Genomic DNA, 17,765 nt, shown 5'->3' on the forward strand with positions numbered 1-17,765 from the left:
TCTCGTGACGGAAGGTCATGCAGATCCTCTCGGAAGTCCCGGGGCGGACAGCTCGGAGCGGGCCCTGAACAGTGGGCTGGCTTCGGGGTGTCGCACGCGGTGGGCGGCTTTCCACACGTGGGGTGTGGTGGGCCGCCCCGGTCACCTTGGCCGCGTGTGCCCGGCCGCCTCGAACGGGCGGGGGCTGCGGGGGTGGACCCGGGCGGTGCGCTGTGCACTGGTTTCGAAGCTACGAGCGGTCGGGGGTCTGGGACAAGCATTTCGGCGAAATGCCAGCTCAGGGCGGCGTTACCGAAGGTACGGCCGAGCCCGCACCCCCGATTCCAAGGGCCCGCCGGACCCTCCACAAGATCCATCCGGGCCCCGTTGTGGCCCCCGTCACCCCCTGCGGACGGTGACGCCGGGCACATCGTCGACCCAACGCAAGGACACGACCACGGACCGTCGGCCCCGCCACCACCAACGGGTGGCCCCCCTCACAGCCGCACCCCGTGGACCCGGCGCGCAATCCGCCAGCGGGTCGGCGCCGAACACCCACCGAGGGCACCGGCCCGGCAGACGGACGCGAGCGGGAGGACCGATGATCAGCGTGGAGCGCACCATGCGCGTCGAGCGGTCGGCCGAGGAGGTGCTGCACTACCTCGCCGACTTCGCGAACACCGTGGAGTGGGACCCGGGGACCGAGGCCTGCGTCCGCCTTGACGGCGGGCCGGTCGTCCGTGGGGCGCAGTGGCGGAACACCTCACGGTTCCGGGGGCGGCTTACCGAGCTGACCTACCGTCTGGAGCGGTACGACCCGGGGCGCTTGGTGTTCGTCGGACGCAACCGCACCGTCACCGCCACCGACGACATCGCGGTCAGCCCGGCCGACGGGGGCGGCACGTTGGTGCACTACCGCGCCTCCCTGCGCTTCCACGGCTTCGCCGCGCTCGCCGCCCCCTTCCTGCGCGGCGAGTTCGAGGGCCTCGCCGACGCGGTGGCGGAACGGCTGCCCCGGGTGCTCACCGGCCCCTGACCCCGCCCCGACCCCTGACCCCGCCCAGGCCCCGGGCCGCCGCGACGGTGACGGGGACGACCAGCAGGGCAAGCAGTGCTCCGCAGACCGCGAGCACCGGGTAGCCGCCGGCGGCGACGACCACTCCGGAGGCGAGTCCGCCGGTGCTGCCCGCGACGGCGAGGGCGCCGTCCACCGATCCCTGGGCACTCGCCCGCCGTTCGACCGGAACGGCCGCCGTGACGATGGCCGTCCCGCTGACCAGGCCGAGGTTCCAGCCGAGGCCGAGCAGCACCAGGGCTACGGCCAGGGCGCCTACGGAGTGACCCGGCGCGGCCGCCGCGAGGACGCCAGCCGCCGCCAGGGTCAGACCGCCCGCCGCCGCGACCGGCAGCGGCCCGAAGCGGTCCACCAGCCAGCCGCTGACCGGGGAGGGCAGGAACATCGCGCCCACGTGCAGGCCGATGACCAGTCCGGCGGCGCCGGTGCCGTGTCCGTGGTGGCCGAGGTGCACCGGGGTCATCGTCATCACGGCGATCATCACCGCCTGGCCGAGCAGCATGACCCACAGTCCGGTCGCCACCCCGGGCCCGCTGGACGCCGCAGCACCGGTGTTCGGCTCCGCGGGCCGTTCCGCAGGACGTTCCGCGGGCGCCTCGGCCGGGTCCGCCGCACCGACGGCCAGCCGGCGGGCGAGCAGCAGCGGATCGGGCCTGAGCAACACCCCGATCAGCACCGCCGCCGCCCCGTACGCGAGCGCCGCGAGCAGGAACGGCCCGGCCAGCGGCGGGATGCCCCATCCCTCGGCGGCCTCGCCGGAGACGGTGACGAGGTTCGGCCCGACCACCGCCCCGAGGGTGGTGGCGAGCAGCACCACGCTGACCGCCCGGCCGCGCCGGTGCGGCGCGGCCAGGTCGGCACCGGCGTAGCGGGCCTGGAGGTTGGTGGCGGTGCCCGCTCCGTACACCAGCAGCGCGAGCAGGAGCAGGGCGACGTGCTGGGCGGCCACGGCGGCGACCACGCCGAGGCTGCCGAGCGCTCCGGCCGCATAGCCGGCGGCCAGTCCGGGGCGGCGGCCGTACCGTTGGCAGAGGCGGCCGACGGCGAGGGCGCCGAGGACGGCCCCGCCGGTGAACAGGGCGCTCGGCACACCGGCCAGGCCGGTCGAGCCGAGCAGGTCGTCGGCGAGCAGCGCGCCGACGGTGATGCCCGCGGCGAGCCCGGTGCCGCTGAGGGTCTGAGCCGCGATCAGGACGGCCAGGGTGCGGCGTTGTTCGGGAGGGTCGGCGGACGGGAGGGCCGCCGGGGTGGCGGCCGCGGCGGCGCTCACCCGGCGGCGAGCGGCTGGAGGGACGAGATCTCCGCCAGCGACATGTCGAGCTGCTGGTGGAGGTAGCGCACGATGGTCCAGTGCGCCGTCGCCTCCTCGTCGAAGGGCCCGAACTCCCGGCAGTAGAGCGGGATCCAGCGCAGTGCCTGCTCCGCCGCGACCTCCCGCCCAGGCTCCTGCTGGTAGGCCTCGTAGCCGATGCTGCGGTGGTGGATGAAGAAGCCGCCGGGCAGGCGCTCGCAGAGGGCGGCGTACTCGCGGGTCTGCAGGATCAGGAAGTGCCAGACCTCGTCGATGTGCTGCTCCACCGGCAGGAACAACCCCGCGAGGGCGTCCCGGTGACGGGAGATCAGGTAGAGGTAGCGCAGGCACTCCAGGACCTGACGCTCGGCGCCCTGCGGGCCGTCCCCGGTGATGGCGGCGGCTTGGGCCACGGCCTCGGCGTGCAGCTCCGCGCCGAGCAGCGACCGTAGTTCGGCGGCCGTGACGAAGGCGCCGGGGGCGCCTGGGGTGCCGGAGGGCTGACTGGTCATCGGGCTCCGTCCGCTGGTCGGCCGTCGGCGGCGAGCCAGGCGTACTTGCCGGACGCGCCGATCGGCAGGTGCTGGTGGTGAGCGATCCGGCCGGGCCGGCCGGTGAGGTCCCGGACGGCGCGGGCGAGCGCCCCGGTCTCGGCCGGGCCGGGCGGGAGGCCGTCGAAGGTGGTGCAGTGGAGCACGGCGCCACCGGCCTCGGTGACGGCCAGGTGCTGGAGGAAGACCTGCGGGGCGATGTCGCTGACCACGTCGTCCAGATCGCCCTGGGCGACGGGCCCGTGCGGACCGGCCAGCAGTTCCTTCTCCCGCCCGCAGAAGCGGGTGATCCGTGCCGGGTCGGCGGAGCCGTCCGCCGTGCGGACGCAGTCGCCGGAACGGTAACGGACCAGCGGCATCCAGGGGTTGCGCACGCTGGTGACGATCAGGCTGTGGATGTGGCTGCCCGGGGCGACGGGGAGGAGTTCGACGCTCATGCCGTGCAGGTAGGGCCGGAAGTCGCCGCCGCTGTCCGCGTAGTAGAGGTAGCCGAGTTCGGTGCTGCCGAAGAGGTCGACGACCGGGCAGTCGAAGCGCTCGCGGAGGTACCGGGAGACGTTGCGCGGGGTGTACTCGTAGGCGTGCACGATGGCGGCCGGCCGGGGGAACCGATCCCACAGGTCCCAGCGGTCGGTCTTCCGCACCAGGTGGGCGAGGTGACTCGACGAGCAGTCCAGCAGGTAGCGCCCCTGCGGGTGCGCCGCAGCGGCCTCCCGCATCTCGCCGAGCATCCGCTCGACCTCATCGCGGCTCCAACCCGCCGGGTCGAGGCGGAGGTTGAGGTAGACGGTGCGCCCGTCCAGCCGGCGGTCGTCCAGCTCCGGCTCGGCGACGGCGGTTCCCCCGCGCTTGCGGGCGTTGACCCGGGCGACGTGCTCGGTGGCGAGCACCGTGGTCAGCGAGACCCGCCGGCTGCCCTCCCGCCAACTCGCGGCGAGGTCGGGGTGTTCGCTCCACAGCCGGTAGTAGGAGTGCAGCAGGAAGTACGGCGGGCGGATGATCTGCATCCGGGCGTGGTTGGTCCCGGTGGAGAGCACGTACTCGGCCTCGCCCGCCTCCAGGGCGGCGGCGAGGGCGGGCGTCATCCAGTTGCCGGGGAACCCGCGGGCGATCTCGGGCTTCTCCAGCACGGGGAAGTGGCCCCGTTCGATCGAACTGCGGTAGATCGGGACGTCCTTGATCCGGTCGACCACGTCGGCGGTCGGCTGGCCGTTCACTGTCACCCCCGGGGTGCGTGCGGGCGGCTGGGTGGTCCACGCACGGGCGGCCGGGCCGGGGCACCGGCCCGGCCACCCGGCTACCGGTGGTGCGTCAGGAGACGCAGCCGGACTTCGCGACGCTGATACAGCCCTCCTTGGCCACGCTGATGCAGCCGTCCTTGGCGGTGGACGCCGAGTTGACGGCGACCCAGCCCTTCCACTTGTCGTCCTGGGTCATCTTGGCGATGAGCTGTTCCACGGGCACCTCCGGGATGAGGAGTGGGCAAGCGGCCTCTTTGAGGTCGCCATGCCAAAGCTAAAGGGATGGTCAAGAACGTGTCAACGACGCGCAATGTGACGAACCTCGAACCGGATTCGCGTTTGCCCGGCCTGACGGCCGGTCAGGGCGGGTCGGGGCGGGTCGGGGCGGGTCGGGGCGGGTCGGGACACAGGGTGGTGGTCCGGATCCGCAGCCCCGAACCCCTCCGCCAACTCCGCCGGTTGACGTCGTCCCTCACTCGCCGAGGACGACCCCGAGGGTGCGGTTCAGCCCACGCGAGCCCGCCTCCGTGAGGTGGACGACCCGGGGGCTGGAGCCCCAGCGCACCCAGTCCAGGGCGAACAGGCGCGCGCTGAGTGCGGCACCCAGGCCGCCCGCGAGGTGGTGCTGCTGCTCGCTCCAGTCGACGCAGTACCGGACGGCGGGACGGCGCGACGCCAACTCCGCGCTGTCGATGCCGAGTTCGGCGAGCACCGGCCGACCGGCCGGAGCGAGGACGTAGGCGAGGTCGCGGCCGTAGGAGGCCGGTCGGTCGCGGACGGCCTCGCCGGGGCGGTGCACCCCGTCGTGCCCGGTGAGCACTCCGCGCTCCAGCAGGCCGCGCATCAGGGCCACGCCGAGCCGCCCGGCCAGGTGGTCGTAGCAGGAGCGGGCCCGGTGCAGGGCGTTGGCGCGGTTGCCCTGCTTGAGCGAGCTGACCGGCAGCGGCGGAGCGATCACGGCGAGGGCCTCCAGCGCCGCACTCACCTCGGGTCCGGCGAGCCGGTGGAGGCGGTTCCTGCCCTGGCGTTCGACGGTGACCAGCCCGCCCTCGACCAGCTTGGCCAGATGCACGCTGGCGGTCGCCGCACCGATGCCCGCCTCCTCCGCCAGTGCCCCGGCGGTGAGCGGGCGGCCGTCGCCGAGGCACTTGAGGATGGCGGCCCGCGACGGATCGGCGATGAGCGCGGCGGCGCGCGCGACGTCGGTCTGGTACTTGAAGGCAGGGGCGCGACGGTCACTGGCGTTGGGCACGACCCCACCCTAGGCCCGGCACGTTTCGTCGGGTGACGAAGCGTCCGGGGCCGATGCTCGTCACCATGACCACCGCAGCGACCCACCACCCACCCGGCCTCCGCGACCACCCGCACCCGGACCGGCTCGCCCTGGCACCCCTGCTCACCCTCAGCCTCGGCTACTTCCTGGTGATGCTGGACGTCACCGCCGTCAACGTCGCGCTCCCCTCGGTCCGCTCCGACCTCGGCACCGGCGCCTCCGCGCTCCAGTGGATCGTCGACGGCTACAGCACCGTCTTCGCCGCGCTGCTCCTGCTCGGCGGCGGCCTGGCCGACCGGCACGGCCCGCGCCGCACGTTCCTCGCCGGGCTCGGCCTCTTCACCGCCACCTCCGCCGCCTGCGCCCTGGCCGCCACCCCCGGCGCACTGATCGCCGGACGGCTCGGCCAGGGCGCCGGGGCCGCGCTGCTCGTCCCGGCCTCGCTGGCCCTGCTCCAGGCCGTCTTCCCCGACCGCGCGGTACGGGCCAGGGCCGTCGCCGTCTGGGGCGCCGTCGCGGCGGTCGCCTTCGGCGCCGGTCCGGCGGTCGGCGGGCTGCTCGTCGCGGCCGCCGACTGGCGGGCGGTGTTCTGGCTGAACCTGCCCGTCGGGGCGCTCGCCGTCCTCCTGACCCTGCGGCACCTCCCCACCGTCGAACCGCGCCTGACGCCCCGGAAGGCGGATCCGGCGGGCCACCTGCTCGCCGTCCTCGGCCTGGCGGGGGTGACCGGCGGCCTCAACGAGGCGGGATCCCGCGGCTGGACCTCCCCCGTCACCCTCGCCGCCCTCGCCCTGGGCGCGACGGCCCTGTCGGCGTTCGTCCTGGTGGAGCGCGGCCTGGACCACCTGGGCTCGCGCCCGCCGCTGCTGCCGCCGTCCCTGTTCGGCTCCCGGGCCTTCGCCTCGGCCACCGTGATCGGACTGCTGATCAGCTTCGGCTACTACGGGATGCTCTTCCTGGCCACCCTCTCCTTCCAGCAGGAGCGCCACCTCGGCCCGCTCGGCACCGGCCTGGCCCTGCTGCCCTCCGCCGCCATGGGCCTGCTCGCCGCCCCGCTGTTCGGCCGCGTCGCGGCGCGCACCGGTGCTCGCCGCCCGATGGTCGCCGGTCTGCTGCTCGGTGCGGCCGGCTTCCTCGGCTGGACCTTCACCGGGCCCGGAACCCCGTACCCCGCCCTGCTGATCGCCCTGGTCGCCACCGGCCTCGGGCAGACCACCACGGCCCTCGCCGCTGTCGCCACCGTGGTCGAGACGGCCCCACCCGGCGGCGCGGGCGTCGCCACGGCCGTGTTCAACGTCGCCCGGCAGGTCGGCAGTGCGGTGGGTGTGGCCCTGTTCGGGACCTTCGCCGCGAGCTCGGAGGACTTCACCGCCGGCCTCCAGCTGTCCGCCTGGTGCGCGGCGGCGGCCTTCGCCATCGGAGCACTGCTCGCCCGCTCGGCCCGACCCGCACCCTCCTCCACCCACCCTTCACCGCACGGGGGTTGTCGGCGCACGGAGCACTGACCGGGACTCGGCCGGCCTGCCCGCACGGGAACGTCCGGAGAAGCGGCAGGCGGCGGCTCCGTGCAGGGCGCCGTGATCGTGCGCAACGACCGGTCCGCCCTCTTCTCGGTACACGCGGTGATGGACCTCCGCACCTCCGGTGGACCGCTCGGCACTTGGGCCTGCTCCCGACGGTCTGAGAACGGTGCCGGTGGGCCGCCGCAGCCCGGGGGAGGCTGTAGGAGGGGGCGGCCCACCGGCAGTTGGGGGAGGGTCAGGAGGCCGAGCAAGTGGTGATGTAGGGCTGCTTGGTGCAGGTGACGGTGGCGGTCGAGGTGCCGGTGGCGCCCTTGGCGTCGGTGACGGTCAGCCGGGCGGTGTAGGTCGCGGTGGCGGCCGGGTAGGTGTGGCTGGGCTTGAGCTCGGTGCCGGTGGTGCCGTCACCGAAGTCCCAGCGGTAGGAGGCGACGGTGCCGTCGGGGTCGTAGGAGCCGGAGGCGTCGAAGCCGCACCACGCCGCCGCGGTGCAGAAGCGGCTGAACGCGGCGACGGGCTTCTCGTTGAGCTTGGGGTCGGTGGCCCGCACGTAGGTGCCGTTGGTGCTGGTGCGGCCGCTGCCGTCGGTGACGGTGAGCTGGGCGTGGTACAGGCCGTACGAGGCGTAGGTGTGGACGGGCTTCACACCGGTACCGGTGGTGCCGTCGCCGAAGTCCCAACGGAACGTCAGCCCGCTGCCGCTGGAGAGCGAGGCGTCGAGGGTGCAGGTCCTGCCGGTGGCGTCGCAGCCGGAGACGAAGGTGGCGTCGGGGCCGCCGGTGCCGCCGGCGGGGAAGAGCGCGGTGTCGTGCAGGTCGAGCAGGGGCTCCTTGACCCCGTCGCCGGAGGTGTCCTTCCAGTTCTGGTTCCCGGCGGCCACCAGCCGGTCGCGGACGGCCAGTACGCCGGCCCGATCCTTCGGCTTGTTGGCGCCCCGGGTCAGCCAGGCCGCCGCGCCGGCCACCTGCGGGGCGGCCTGCGAGGTGCCGGAGTAGTTGGAGTAGCCGCCGTTCTTGAAGGTGGACTGGATGCAGTCGCCGGGGGCGGTGATGTCCACGCCGCGGCCGAAGTTGGAGAAGTCGGAGAGCGAGTCGTCGGTGTTGCGGTTGTTCTTGTTACACCAGGCGAAGCTGCCGAGGGCGCCCGGCTTGCCGTCCGCGTCGGAGAGCGAGGAGACGGTGATGGCGTCCGGCACGTTGGCCGGGCTCTGGTTCGCCACGTCCCGGTGGTCGTTGCCCGCCGAGACGACGACCACGATGCCCTTGGCGACCGCCCGGTTCACCGCGTCGACGACGGGCTGCTCGGTGCCGTCGAAGCCGATGGATATGTTGGCGACCTCGATCTCGTCGGCGTGCGCGGTCACCCAGTCGATGCCGTTGACGATCTCCTCGGTGGTCCCGGAGCCCTCGCTGTTGAGGGTCTTGACCGACCACAGGCGCGCGCCGGGGGCGATGCCCACGTAGCCGGTGCCGTTGTCCAGGGCCCCGATGATGCCGCCGACGTTGCTGCCGTGCCCGTTGTCGTCCGTACCGGCGTTCTCCACGCAGGAGTTGACGCCCACGCAGTTCACCCGGCGCACCACGTTCAGGTCCGGGTGGTAGTAGTCGGTGCCGGAGTCGATGACGGCGACGTCCACGTCCACCCGCTGGTCCGAGCCGTCGCCCACCTTCAGTCCGGTGTTGGGGGCGGCGAAGGTGCGGTTGACCGCGTTGGGGGTGGTCTGGCCGTCGGCGTGGCCGGTGGCCGAGGCGGCCACGTACTTGACCGCCGGGTCGTTGCGCAGGGCGGCCGCGGCGCCGGGGGTGAGGCGCGCGGAGAAGCCGTTCAGCGCCGAGCGGTAGACCGAGCGCAGCTGCACTCCGCCGACGGAGCGGGCGACGGCGGCCGGGTCGGGGGCGGCCCCGTCCTTGAGGACCACGATGTAGCCGGCGGACGGCTCCGGCGAGGCGGCCACCGGGCCGGCGGTCGCGAGACCGGCGGTGGTGGTGACCAGGGCGAGGACCGCGCCCATGGCGGTGCGTCGCATGCTTCCTCCGTTGTGGGGGATGTGGGGGAGGTGGGGGTTGCGCAGAACGGTAAGGCTCCGCACGGGAGTTCGGATGGTGGGAAACCAGCTCTGACGGGAAGCCGTCAGGCTCCCCGTCAGAGGGGTCAGGAGGCCGAGCAGAGCATGTAGTACGGGTACTTGGTGCAGGCCACGGTGGTGGACCTGCTACCGGTGCCGCCCTGGTTGTCGGTCACGGTCAGGGTGGTGGTGTACGTGCCGGAGGCGCTGTACGGGAAGGTGTGGCTGACCTGCTGACCGCTGCCGCTGGTCCCGTCGCCGAAGTTCCAGCTGTAGGCGGCGACGGTGCCGTCCGGGTCGTAGGACTTGGCGCCGTCGAAGGAGCAGTTGCCGTTGACGGTGCAGAAGGCGCCGAACACGGCGGCGGGCCTGTCGTTGTGCCCGGGCTCCAGCAGGCGGAAGGTGGTGCGGTTGCCGCTGGTGCGGCCGCTGGAGTCGGTGCTGGTGAGGGTCACGGTGTAGGTGCCGTAGGCGGCATAGGTGTGGACGGGCTGCGCGCCGGTGCCGGTGGTGCCGTCGCCGAAGTCCCAACGGTGCGTCAGACCGCTGCCGCTGGAGAGCGAGGCGTCGAAGGTGCAGGCGCGCGAGGCGCGGTCGCAGGTGGAGACGAAGGTGGCGTCGGGGCCGCCGGTGCCGCCGGCCGGGAAGACGGCCGGGTCGTGCAGGTCCAGCAGGGGCTCCTTGACCCCGTCGCCGGAGGTGTCCTTCCAGTTCTGGTTCCCGGCCGCCACCAGCCGGTCCCGCACCGCCAGCACGCCGGCCCGGTCCTTCGGCCTGTTGGCGCCCCGGGTCAGCCAGGCCGCCGCGCCGGCCACCTGCGGGGCGGCCTGCGAGGTGCCGGAGTAGTTGGAGTAGCCGCCGTCCTTGAACGCCGAGCGGATGCAGTCACCGGGGGCGATGAGGTCCACTCCCCGGCCGAAGTTGGAGAAGTCGGAGAGCGAGTCGTCGGTGTTCTTGTTGTTCTTGTTGCACCAGGCGAAGTCCCCGAGGGCACCCGGCTTGCCGTCCGCGTCGCTCAGCGAGGAGACCGTGATGGCGTCCGGCACGTTGGCGGGGGTCTGCGCCGCGACGTCCTTGCGGCTGTTGCCGGCCGAGACCACCACCACGATGCCCTTGGCGACGGCCCGGTTGACGGCGTCCTTGACCGCCTGGACGTCCCCGTCGAAGCCGATCGATATGTTGGCCACCTCGATCTCGCCGGCGTGCGCGGTCACCCAGTCGATGCCGTTGACGATCTCCTCGGTGGAGCCGCTGCCCTGGCTGTTGAGCACCTTGACCGACCAGAGCCGTGCGCCGGGGGCCACCCCGACGTAGCCGATGCCGTTGTCCAACTCGCCGATGATGCCGCCGACGTTGCTGCCGTGGCCGTTGTCGTCGATCCCGGCGTTCTCGACGCAGGCGTCGACGCCCACGCAGTTCACCCGGCGCACCACGTTCAGGTCGGGATGGTTCTGGTCGGTGCCGGTGTCGATGACCGCGACGTCCACGTCCACCCGCTGGTCCAGGCCGTCCCCGACCTTCAGTCCGGCGTTGGCCGGCGCCTGGATCCGGCTGACGCCGTTCGGCACGGCCTGGCCGTCGGCGTGGCCGGTGGCGCTGGCCTCCACGTAGCGGACGGCCGGGTCGGCGCGAAGCGCCCGGACCGCCGCCGGGGTGAGCTCGGCGGCGAAGCCGTCGAGCGCGGAGCGGTAGACGGCCCCGAGGCGGACGCCGGCCAGGCCGTGGGCCACCCCGGCGGGGTCGGCCGTGCCGTCCTTCAGCGCGACGATGTAGCGGGCGGTGCCCGTGGGGGCGGGCTCCTGGACCCGGGCGGTGGCCGGGCCGGCACCGACGCCGGTACCGACCAGCGCGGCCAGTGCCAGACCGGCGAGCAGGGCGGTTCTCTTCATGCTTCCTCCTTGTGGGGGTGGGGAGTTGCCCTGAAGGCTAGGAGCCCCACCCACCACCGGAGGAGGAGGAAAACCAGCTGCGGCGGCAAACCGACAGACCACCGACAAGCCGCCGGCGGGGGTCAGCCGCCGGCCGTCGAACGTCAGCCGATCAGGCCCTTGCGGCCGGCCTGCAGCCCGGCCTGGAACCGGGTCCGCGCGCCGAGCCCGTCCATCATCTGGCGCATCCGGCGCTCGACGGTGCGCTTGCTCATCCCGGTCATCCGGGCGATGGACTCGTCGGTGTAGCCGGCCGCGGCGAAGCCCAGCAGCCGCTCGTCCGTCGGGTCGATGCCACCGGCGGAGCGGCCCGGCCAGAGCGGCACCGCGCGCTCCCAGACCGACTCGAAGAGCGCCACCAGGCCTTCCAGCAGCGGGGACTGGTCGAGCACCACGCTGCGCCGCACGCCCGAGACCGCGAACGGGACCAGGCCGGCCGAGCGGTCGGTGATCAGCATCTTCAGCGGCACCCCGGACAGCACCCGGGCCCGCTCCCCCGCCCGGAACAGCTCGAACGCCCGGTCCATCTGCCCGGGTTCGGCGAGGGAGTCCCGGTCGTAGACCGTCCGGTAGACCACGCCCTCGGCCATCCGCCGCAGTTGGAGTTCGTGCTGCGGGTCGACGCCGTCCGCCTGGTAGGGCGGCTTGTCGAAGGTCAACACCTCCTGCCGGGCGGCCAGTTGGGTCTGCAGGAAGCGCTGGGTGTTGACGTCCTGGCCGTGCACCACCTCGATCGGGACCCGGCGGCCGCGCTCGGCCGCCGTCCAGAGCTCCTCCAGCTCGGCGGTCGCCAGCTTGGCCTGCTCGATCTCCCGGTGCCGGACCATGGTGAGGACCTCGATGGCCAGCCCGGGGGCGGCGGCCCGGTAGCGCTCGGGGCCGCCGGGCAGGCGGCACACCAGGCCGTTCGCCTCCAGCCCCCGGAGCAGGCGGCGGGCCACCGGCTCCTCGACCCCGACCGCTGCGGCGAGTTCGGCCGCGGTGCAGTCCGGCAGCCCGAGCGCGTACCGGTAGGCCCGCTCCTCCTCAACGGTGATCCCGAACGGCGCCAGCACCATGCCCGTGTTCCCCCAGAGTCGTTGATCAGCACCCGCGGGGCCCGTCCGGAGCCGCCCGCGGTGGAGATGACACCGCGTCAGGCCGCGGGTGCGAGGGGGCCGGACGCCCCCTCCCGGCGCGGGCGGCCGCGCCGGGATCGCAGCTGGACCACCCGGCAGCCCTGACGGGCGAGGTCCTCGACCGCCGCCCGGGCCTGGGCGTCGTCCAGGCCGAAGACGTACGGCCCGGGCACCAGCACCAGGTCGACCAGCCCGGCGGCGACCGCCCTGCGCAGCGACTCGCGGGCGGGCAGGCCGTCCGCGGCGCGCCGTCCGTTGTCCAGGAAGACCAACGGCAGCGGCAGCCCGAGCTCGGCGGCGAGCTCCTCCAGGGCCCGCCGGTGGCAGTCCATCGCGGTCGCGTCGAAGGGGTAGGCGCGCAGGTAGATCGCGGAGCGGAGGACCTGCGCGCCGCCCTTGTCACGGTCGAATGCGGTCATCTCTCCACCTGCCTGGATCACGGGTCGCGCCCGGTGCTGCGAGGTCTCCAGGACACCGCGCTGATCACTAGGGATTCAATGCGGATCCCTACCTACTCCTCCGGGCCCGTATCCCCTCCCTGTGCGGCCCACGGGGGAGACCGATCGAAACGCGGCCGAATGGTAGATTCCGGCCACCGATCGGGGAACGCCGCTCGGTTGGTCATCCGCTCAGGGGCAGAACCATGTCGATCTCGGCCGACGAGCGCCGCACCCGGATCCTTGCCGCACTCCGGGGGCTCGGCGAGGTCCGCATCGCCGACCTCGCCGAGCGGCTCGAGCTCCCCACCGTCACCGTCCGCCGCGACGTGGCGGCGCTCGCCGAAGCCGGCCTGGTGCGCCGCACCCACGGATCGGTGTCCGCCGTCGCCGTCGCCGGAGGCACCCGGCTCTCCCCCGAGACGGCCGACGGGCTGACGCTCGGCATGCTGGTCCCCGGCGTCGGACAGTACTTCGACGAGGTCGTCGCCGGTGCCCGGGACGCAGCCGAGCGGCAGGGCGCCCACCTCGTGCTCGGGATCTCCGGCTACCGCGCCGACGCCGACCGGCTCCAGGTCGACCAACTGCTGCGGTCCGGGGCGCGCGGCCTGCTGCTGGCGCCCACCTGGGCGTCCGACGCCGATCCCGGCGGTCAGGACTGGGCGGCCCGGCTGCCCGTGCCGGCCGTCCTGGTCGAACGGACCGCCGCCGCGGCCGGGCCCGCGATGCGGCTCGACGCCGTGGTCTCCGACCACCGGCACGGAGTGCTGCTCGCGCTGCGGCACCTGGCCTCCCTGAGCCACCGCCGGATCGCCCTGGCCGCCCGGGGAGACACCCGCACCGCGGACGAGGTCCGGCGCGGGTACACGGAGGGCTGCGCGCTGCTCGGCCTGGCCCCGGCGCCCGTCGTCGGGTCGGGCCCCCTGGCCACCGAGCTGGGGCGGGCCGCCACGGAGCTCGCGGACCTGTGTGCGGCGGGGGCCACGGCAGCCGTGGTGCACAACGACCAGGACGCCCTCCGCCTCCTCCCGCTGCTGTGGGCCCGGGGCCTGCGGGTGCCGGATGACCTGGCCGTGGTGAGCTACGACGACGTGTTCGCCGACCTCTGCGATCCGCCGCTCACCGCCGTGGCACCCCCGAAGCGTGCCGTGGGCGGCGCGGCGGTGGACCTGCTGCTCCGTCGGCTCGGCGGCGGCCGGGACGCGGCCGTCCACCACCTGCGCCTGCTTCCGGAGCTCACCGTACGCTGCTCCTGCGGCAGCGTGGACTGACCGACCGCGCGAGCCGCACCGGCCCTGACGCGTCGTCACCACTGCCGGCTACCTACCGTTCCCGTAGTCCGTGACCCTCCCGTACCGCAGCCGTACCCGGCCCGCCCTCGCACCGGGCTACGGCTGCGTGGCTGAATCGGAGCCGTACCCAGGCGGATCGTGTAGGCGGAGGTGGTGCGACGGTGAGGGCTTCATGGCCGGAGACGGGCCGGACCGCGGTGGCGGCCGGGTATCTGTGCTGCTCCCCGGAGGACCACCAGCGGTTCGCCGCGCAGTGGGGCCAGGTGGCGGCGCTGGCGGCTCGGCTCGGGGTGCCCAGCCCGGTGCTCTTCCTCGAACGGCCCCGCCTGGAGCGGGGGCCGGGACCGGCCCTGGCCCACCTGCTGCGGGTGGTCGGCACCGGGGCGATCCGGCTGGTCCTGGTGCCCGGGCCGTGGGTGTTCGGGCCGAGCCAGGCGGAGGCGGAGCGGCTGCGGGCCGTCCTGGCCGTCTGCGGGGCCCGGGTCCTTTCGGCGCAGGGCGAGACCTCGGCCAGGCCGCCCACGGGGAAGCCGAGCTGACGCCCGATCATTCATCGATCGTTCGATCATTTCAGGATCACCCGATCAGATACCGGCCATTTGCATTGACGACGCTCAACGGTCGTCCTAGGTTTCGGGCCCGGACCCGGCCACACCGGCCGCCCCGCCCCCCACCCATTCGAGGACGCCCCCCCATGACGTTCCGCCACCTGCTCCCACCCTGCCTCACGGCCGGCGCCGTGCTGGCCTCCCTGCTGGCCCTACCGGCCGTCACCTCCCCCGCAGCCGCCGCCGACACCGCGCTCACCTTCGTCAGCCCGGCCGCCGGAACGCTCGACGGCACCGTCGACCTCGAGGTCCAGGCGCCGCCGACCACCACCGCCGTCCGCTTCTCGATGGACGGCACCGCCTTCTCCGAGCTCACCGACCGGTACGCCAAGTCCCAGGAGACGGCGCCGATCTGGCGCACCACCACCGACGCCGCCTGGTTCACCCCCGGCCCCCACACACTGACCGCCGAGGCCGTGACCCCGACCGGGACGGTGACCGCGACCCGGTCCGTCACCACCGTCCGCCCCGCCGACCCCGCCGGAGTGACCACCCTCGACGGGACCTGGCGCTTCGCCGTCGACAGCGAGCTCGCGAGCGGCGCGCTCGACGGGGCCGCACCGCCCGCCGTCCAGCCCGGCTACGACGAGGCGCCCACCACGCCGGTGCTGGTGCCCAGCACCTTCGGCACCGTCCGGGAACGGTGGAACGCCGAGACCGGCCACCGCGCCCTCTACCGCAAGCAGGTCGACCTCGGCGCCAAGGGCTCGCAGCGGGTCCACCTCGTCTTCGACGCCTGCTACTTCGCCTGCACCTACTACCTGAACGGCACTCAGATCGGCTTCTCCCGGGCCGGGCACCTGCCGCAGCGCATCGACGCCACCGCCGCCGCCCGCGACGGCGCCAACACCCTCGCGGTGGTGGTCGACAATCGGCGGGACACCATCGCCGCCTACAGCACCACCGCCCTGTACTGGCAGTACGGCGGACTCATCCGGGGCGTCCGGCTGGAGCGGGTCGGCTCCGCGGCGATCACCAACGTCACCGCCGAGGGCGACCCCGCCGACGGACGACTGACCGTCAGGGCCCAGGGCGGCAACGCCGGATCGTCCCCCGCCGCCGTGACCGTCGGCCTGAAGCTGCAGGCGCCCGGCGCGAGCGGCACCCTGATCGACACCGCTGCCACGCTCACCGTCCCGGCCGGCGGCGGCGCCACCCAACCGGTCACCCTCACGGTGCCCTCGCCGCAGCTCTGGAGCCCGGACGCCCCTCAGCTCTACACCCTCACGGTGACCCCGCCGGCCGGAGCCGGGCAGCCCGCCACCCTCCACCCGGCTTTCCGCACCGTCACGGTCTCCGGCGGCGACGTCCTGCTCAACGGGACGGTGCTGGCCAACCTCAAGGGCTTCAACCGCCACGTCGACCACCCGGGCCTCGGCCGGACCGAACCCGACGGCCTGGCCGTGCGCGAGCTGCGCGAGTTCCACGCCAAGGGCTTCCGCATCATGCGGCCCGGCCACTACGCCGCCACCCCCGCCCTGCTCGACGAGGCGGACCGGCTCGGGATGCTGATCGTCAGTGAGATCCCGATCCAGCAGATGACCGGCACCGCCCTGGTCACCAGCGCCGTGCAGGGCTACGCCAAGGACCAGCTCAAGCGGATGGTCGACCGCGACCGCGGCCACCCCAGCGTGATCGTCTGGTCGGTCGGCAACGAGAACAACACCACCAACGACAACGGCGCCGCCTACGTCGAGACCATGGTCGACTACGGCCGGAGCCTCGACGCCAAGCGCCTCTACACCGAGGCCAACAACAAGTTCACCAGCAACAAGGCCTACCCCCACCAGGACCTCGTGCTGGTCAACGCCTACTACGGCTGGTACGGCTCGCGCCCCGCCTCCGAGATCGCCGCCGGCCTCGACGAGATCCAACGCGCGGCCGGCGGAAAGCCCCTGATGGTCAGTGAGTACGGGGCCGAGGCCGTCAGGGACCGTGCCGGGTACGTCCGCGGCACCGAGTACTACCAGGGCCTGGTGATCGACGAGTACGACCGCCTCGTCGGCCGACGCCCGCACACCCTCGGGACCATGGTCTGGTCGGCCGCCGACTTCCTGGTCTCCTCCAGCTGGACCGGCAGCAACCCCGACCCGGCACCGCCGTACAACGCCAAGGGCATCCGCGACCACTTCCGGGCTCCCAAGCTGGCCTGGCGCGTGATGTTCTCGCCGCTGCGCATCCGCGCCCTGGCCCCGCTGTCGGTGCCGGCCGCGCGGCAGACCACCGTGACCGTACCCGTCACCGTCGACGACACCTCCGGACGCGGCGCCTCCGGCACCCTCCAGGTGACCCCGCCATCCGGCTTCACCACCGGCGCCCCGCAAGCCTTCACGGTCGCCCCCGGCGGCAGCACGGTAGTCCAAGTCACCCTCACCGGGCGGATGTTGGCCGACGGCACCGGTGCCTCCCCCGGGCTGGTGCGCGCCGTCGTGGACGCGGACACCGAGGCCCAGCCCCGGCTGATCGAGCTCACCCCGGGCGGCGCCGCGCTCGCCCTGGACGCCGGGACCGACACCAGCGCGACCGCTCCCGGGTACCGGCAGCTCAAGCCGTCCACCGCGTACACCACCGCTGCCGGCTTCGGGTGGACCGGCGGCGCCCCGCAGTCCCGCGACCGGGTCGGCCCGGACGCCCTGCGGGCCGACTTCGCCACCGACACCGCCAAGCGGACCCTGCGGGTCGACGTCCCCGCCGGCAACCACACCCTCTACGTGCTGGTCGGCGACAACCAGTACAGCGCCGATCCGCAGACCATCACGGTGAACGGCACCACCGCGATCAGCACGTCCTCCCTCCCACCCGGCACCTTCCGCTGGTACGCCGCCCCGGTCACCGGCGGCCCCGCCGACCTCGGCTTCGCCGCGGGCGCGGCCGGCGACTACTGGAAGGCCGCCTCGGTCGTCATCGTCTAGCCCCACTCCCCCACCCCTCCACCACCCTGGAGCCCTGATGAACCCCCACGCCATCCTCGGACGCCTGGTGCCCGCGCTGCTCGCCGCCGCAGCACTGGCCGTCCCGGCCGCCCCGCCCGCCGCCGCCACCTCCGGCGCCCACTACCTCGACTGCTCGGCCGGCAGCAACGGCACCGGCACCGAGTCCTCGCCCTGGAACAGCCTGGCCGCCGCCAACGCCCATCTCTTCGGCCCCGGCGACCAGTTGCTCCTCAAGCGCGGCGCCACCTGCCTGGGCACCCTCAAGCCGCAGGGCTCGGGCACCGCCAACTCCCCGATCACCCTGGCCGGCTACGGCCCGAGCACGGCCCGGCCGGTCGTGCGGGGTGACGCGACGTCAGCCGAGAAGGCCGCCGTCCACCTCTACAACGTCGAGCAGTGGGAGCTGCGCGAGCTGGAGATCACCTTCCCCGACCCCGCCGCCACCAAGCGCGAA

At 73.8% G+C, this 17,765-nt stretch carries 14 protein-coding genes and 1 pseudogene; 6 read left to right on the forward strand and 9 right to left on the reverse strand.

Going from position 1 to position 17,765, the window contains the following annotated elements:
- The first annotated feature begins 580 nt into the window (after positions 1–580).
- Positions 581–1,015, forward strand: coding sequence for an SRPBCC family protein (locus tag ACWEPF_RS37375; protein ID WP_452176132.1), 435 nt, complete (start codon positions 581–583; stop codon positions 1,013–1,015).
- On the opposite strand, the gene ACWEPF_RS37380 is transcribed toward ACWEPF_RS37375, so the two are convergent.
- The 5 genes from ACWEPF_RS37380 to ACWEPF_RS37400 form a co-directional block, all read right to left on the reverse strand.
- Positions 1,002–2,324 carry an MFS transporter gene (locus ACWEPF_RS37380; protein ID WP_452176133.1) on the reverse strand — a complete coding sequence of 441 codons (1,323 nt, stop codon included), beginning with the start codon at positions 2,322–2,324 and terminating at the stop codon, positions 1,002–1,004. The two genes, ACWEPF_RS37375 and ACWEPF_RS37380, sit on opposite strands and share 14 nt — an antisense overlap.
- The gene (locus tag ACWEPF_RS37385) at positions 2,321–2,857 is read right to left on the reverse strand and encodes a hypothetical protein (RefSeq protein WP_452176134.1); all 537 of its coding nucleotides are present in this window, start codon (positions 2,855–2,857) and stop codon (positions 2,321–2,323) included. Before ACWEPF_RS37385 ends, ACWEPF_RS37380 begins: the two co-directional genes overlap by 4 nt.
- Positions 2,854–4,113 carry a hypothetical protein gene (locus ACWEPF_RS37390; RefSeq protein WP_452176144.1) on the reverse strand — a complete coding sequence of 420 codons (1,260 nt, stop codon included), beginning with the start codon at positions 4,111–4,113 and terminating at the stop codon, positions 2,854–2,856. Before ACWEPF_RS37390 ends, ACWEPF_RS37385 begins: the two co-directional genes overlap by 4 nt.
- 94 nt (positions 4,114–4,207) lie before the next feature.
- A complete protein-coding gene (locus tag ACWEPF_RS37395; RefSeq protein WP_345281588.1) occupies positions 4,208–4,354 on the reverse strand; it encodes a hypothetical protein in 147 nt (48 codons plus the stop codon).
- Positions 4,355–4,609: 255 nt separating this feature from the next.
- Positions 4,610–5,389 carry an ArsR/SmtB family transcription factor gene (locus ACWEPF_RS37400; RefSeq protein ID WP_452176135.1) on the reverse strand — a complete coding sequence of 260 codons (780 nt, stop codon included), beginning with the start codon at positions 5,387–5,389 and terminating at the stop codon, positions 4,610–4,612.
- Between the two features lie 65 nt (positions 5,390–5,454).
- Here ACWEPF_RS37400 and ACWEPF_RS37405 point away from each other — a divergent pair, with 65 nt between their 5' ends.
- Positions 5,455–6,915 carry an MFS transporter gene (locus ACWEPF_RS37405; protein WP_452176136.1) on the forward strand — a complete coding sequence of 487 codons (1,461 nt, stop codon included), beginning with the start codon at positions 5,455–5,457 and terminating at the stop codon, positions 6,913–6,915.
- 253 nt (positions 6,916–7,168) lie between these two features.
- On the opposite strand, the gene ACWEPF_RS37410 is transcribed toward ACWEPF_RS37405, so the two are convergent.
- The 4 genes from ACWEPF_RS37410 to ACWEPF_RS37425 all read right to left on the reverse strand — a co-directional run bounded on the left by ACWEPF_RS37410 (position 7,169) and on the right by ACWEPF_RS37425 (position 12,460).
- Entirely contained in the window at positions 7,169–8,956 is a 1,788-nt protein-coding gene (locus tag ACWEPF_RS37410; protein ID WP_452176137.1) for a S8 family serine peptidase, read from the reverse strand.
- A gap of 125 nt (positions 8,957–9,081) precedes the next feature.
- Entirely contained in the window at positions 9,082–10,884 is a 1,803-nt protein-coding gene (locus tag ACWEPF_RS37415; RefSeq protein WP_452176138.1) for a S8 family serine peptidase, read from the reverse strand.
- Between the two features lie 143 nt (positions 10,885–11,027).
- Positions 11,028–11,981: a helix-turn-helix domain-containing protein gene (locus tag ACWEPF_RS37420; protein ID WP_452176139.1), complete on the reverse strand. Its 954-nt coding sequence runs from the start codon at positions 11,979–11,981 to the stop codon at positions 11,028–11,030.
- Positions 11,982–12,058: 77 nt separating this feature from the next.
- Positions 12,059–12,460: a hypothetical protein gene (locus ACWEPF_RS37425; protein ID WP_452176140.1), complete on the reverse strand. Its 402-nt coding sequence runs from the start codon at positions 12,458–12,460 to the stop codon at positions 12,059–12,061.
- Between the two features lie 224 nt (positions 12,461–12,684).
- Between ACWEPF_RS37425 and ACWEPF_RS37430 the strand changes: the two genes are divergently transcribed.
- The 4 genes and pseudogenes from ACWEPF_RS37430 to ACWEPF_RS37445 form a co-directional block, all read left to right on the forward strand.
- Positions 12,685–13,749 (forward strand): substrate-binding domain-containing protein, encoded by a 1,065-nt coding sequence (locus tag ACWEPF_RS37430; protein WP_452176141.1) that lies wholly within the window; start codon positions 12,685–12,687, stop codon positions 13,747–13,749.
- Positions 13,750–13,931: 182 nt separating this feature from the next.
- Positions 13,932–14,309 carry a hypothetical protein gene (locus ACWEPF_RS37435; protein ID WP_452176142.1) on the forward strand — a complete coding sequence of 126 codons (378 nt, stop codon included), beginning with the start codon at positions 13,932–13,934 and terminating at the stop codon, positions 14,307–14,309.
- A 155-nt stretch (positions 14,310–14,464) separates the two neighbouring features.
- Positions 14,465–17,290 (forward strand): glycoside hydrolase family 2 protein, encoded by a 2,826-nt coding sequence (locus ACWEPF_RS37440; protein WP_452176143.1) that lies wholly within the window; start codon positions 14,465–14,467, stop codon positions 17,288–17,290.
- A gap of 37 nt (positions 17,291–17,327) precedes the next feature.
- A pseudogene (locus ACWEPF_RS37445) lies at positions 17,328–17,765 on the forward strand (right-handed parallel beta-helix repeat-containing protein); the annotation flags it as partial.

It is taken from the genome of Kitasatospora sp. NPDC004289 (genome assembly GCF_053602875.1).

Coding starts and splice junctions, on each gene's coding strand:
- ACWEPF_RS37375 (WP_452176132.1), top strand. CDS start 581: ATGATCAGCGTGGAGCGCACCATGCGCGTCGAGCGGTCGGCCGAGGAG.
- ACWEPF_RS37385 (WP_452176134.1), bottom strand. CDS start 2,857: ATGACCAGTCAGCCCTCCGGCACCCCAGGCGCCCCCGGCGCCTTCGTC.
- ACWEPF_RS37405 (WP_452176136.1), top strand. CDS start 5,455: ATGACCACCGCAGCGACCCACCACCCACCCGGCCTCCGCGACCACCCG.
- ACWEPF_RS37410 (WP_452176137.1), bottom strand. CDS start 8,956: ATGCGACGCACCGCCATGGGCGCGGTCCTCGCCCTGGTCACCACCACC.
- ACWEPF_RS37415 (WP_452176138.1), bottom strand. CDS start 10,884: ATGAAGAGAACCGCCCTGCTCGCCGGTCTGGCACTGGCCGCGCTGGTC.
- ACWEPF_RS37420 (WP_452176139.1), bottom strand. CDS start 11,981: ATGGTGCTGGCGCCGTTCGGGATCACCGTTGAGGAGGAGCGGGCCTAC.
- ACWEPF_RS37425 (WP_452176140.1), bottom strand. CDS start 12,460: ATGACCGCATTCGACCGTGACAAGGGCGGCGCGCAGGTCCTCCGCTCC.
- ACWEPF_RS37430 (WP_452176141.1), top strand. CDS start 12,685: ATGTCGATCTCGGCCGACGAGCGCCGCACCCGGATCCTTGCCGCACTC.
- ACWEPF_RS37440 (WP_452176143.1), top strand. CDS start 14,465: ATGACGTTCCGCCACCTGCTCCCACCCTGCCTCACGGCCGGCGCCGTG.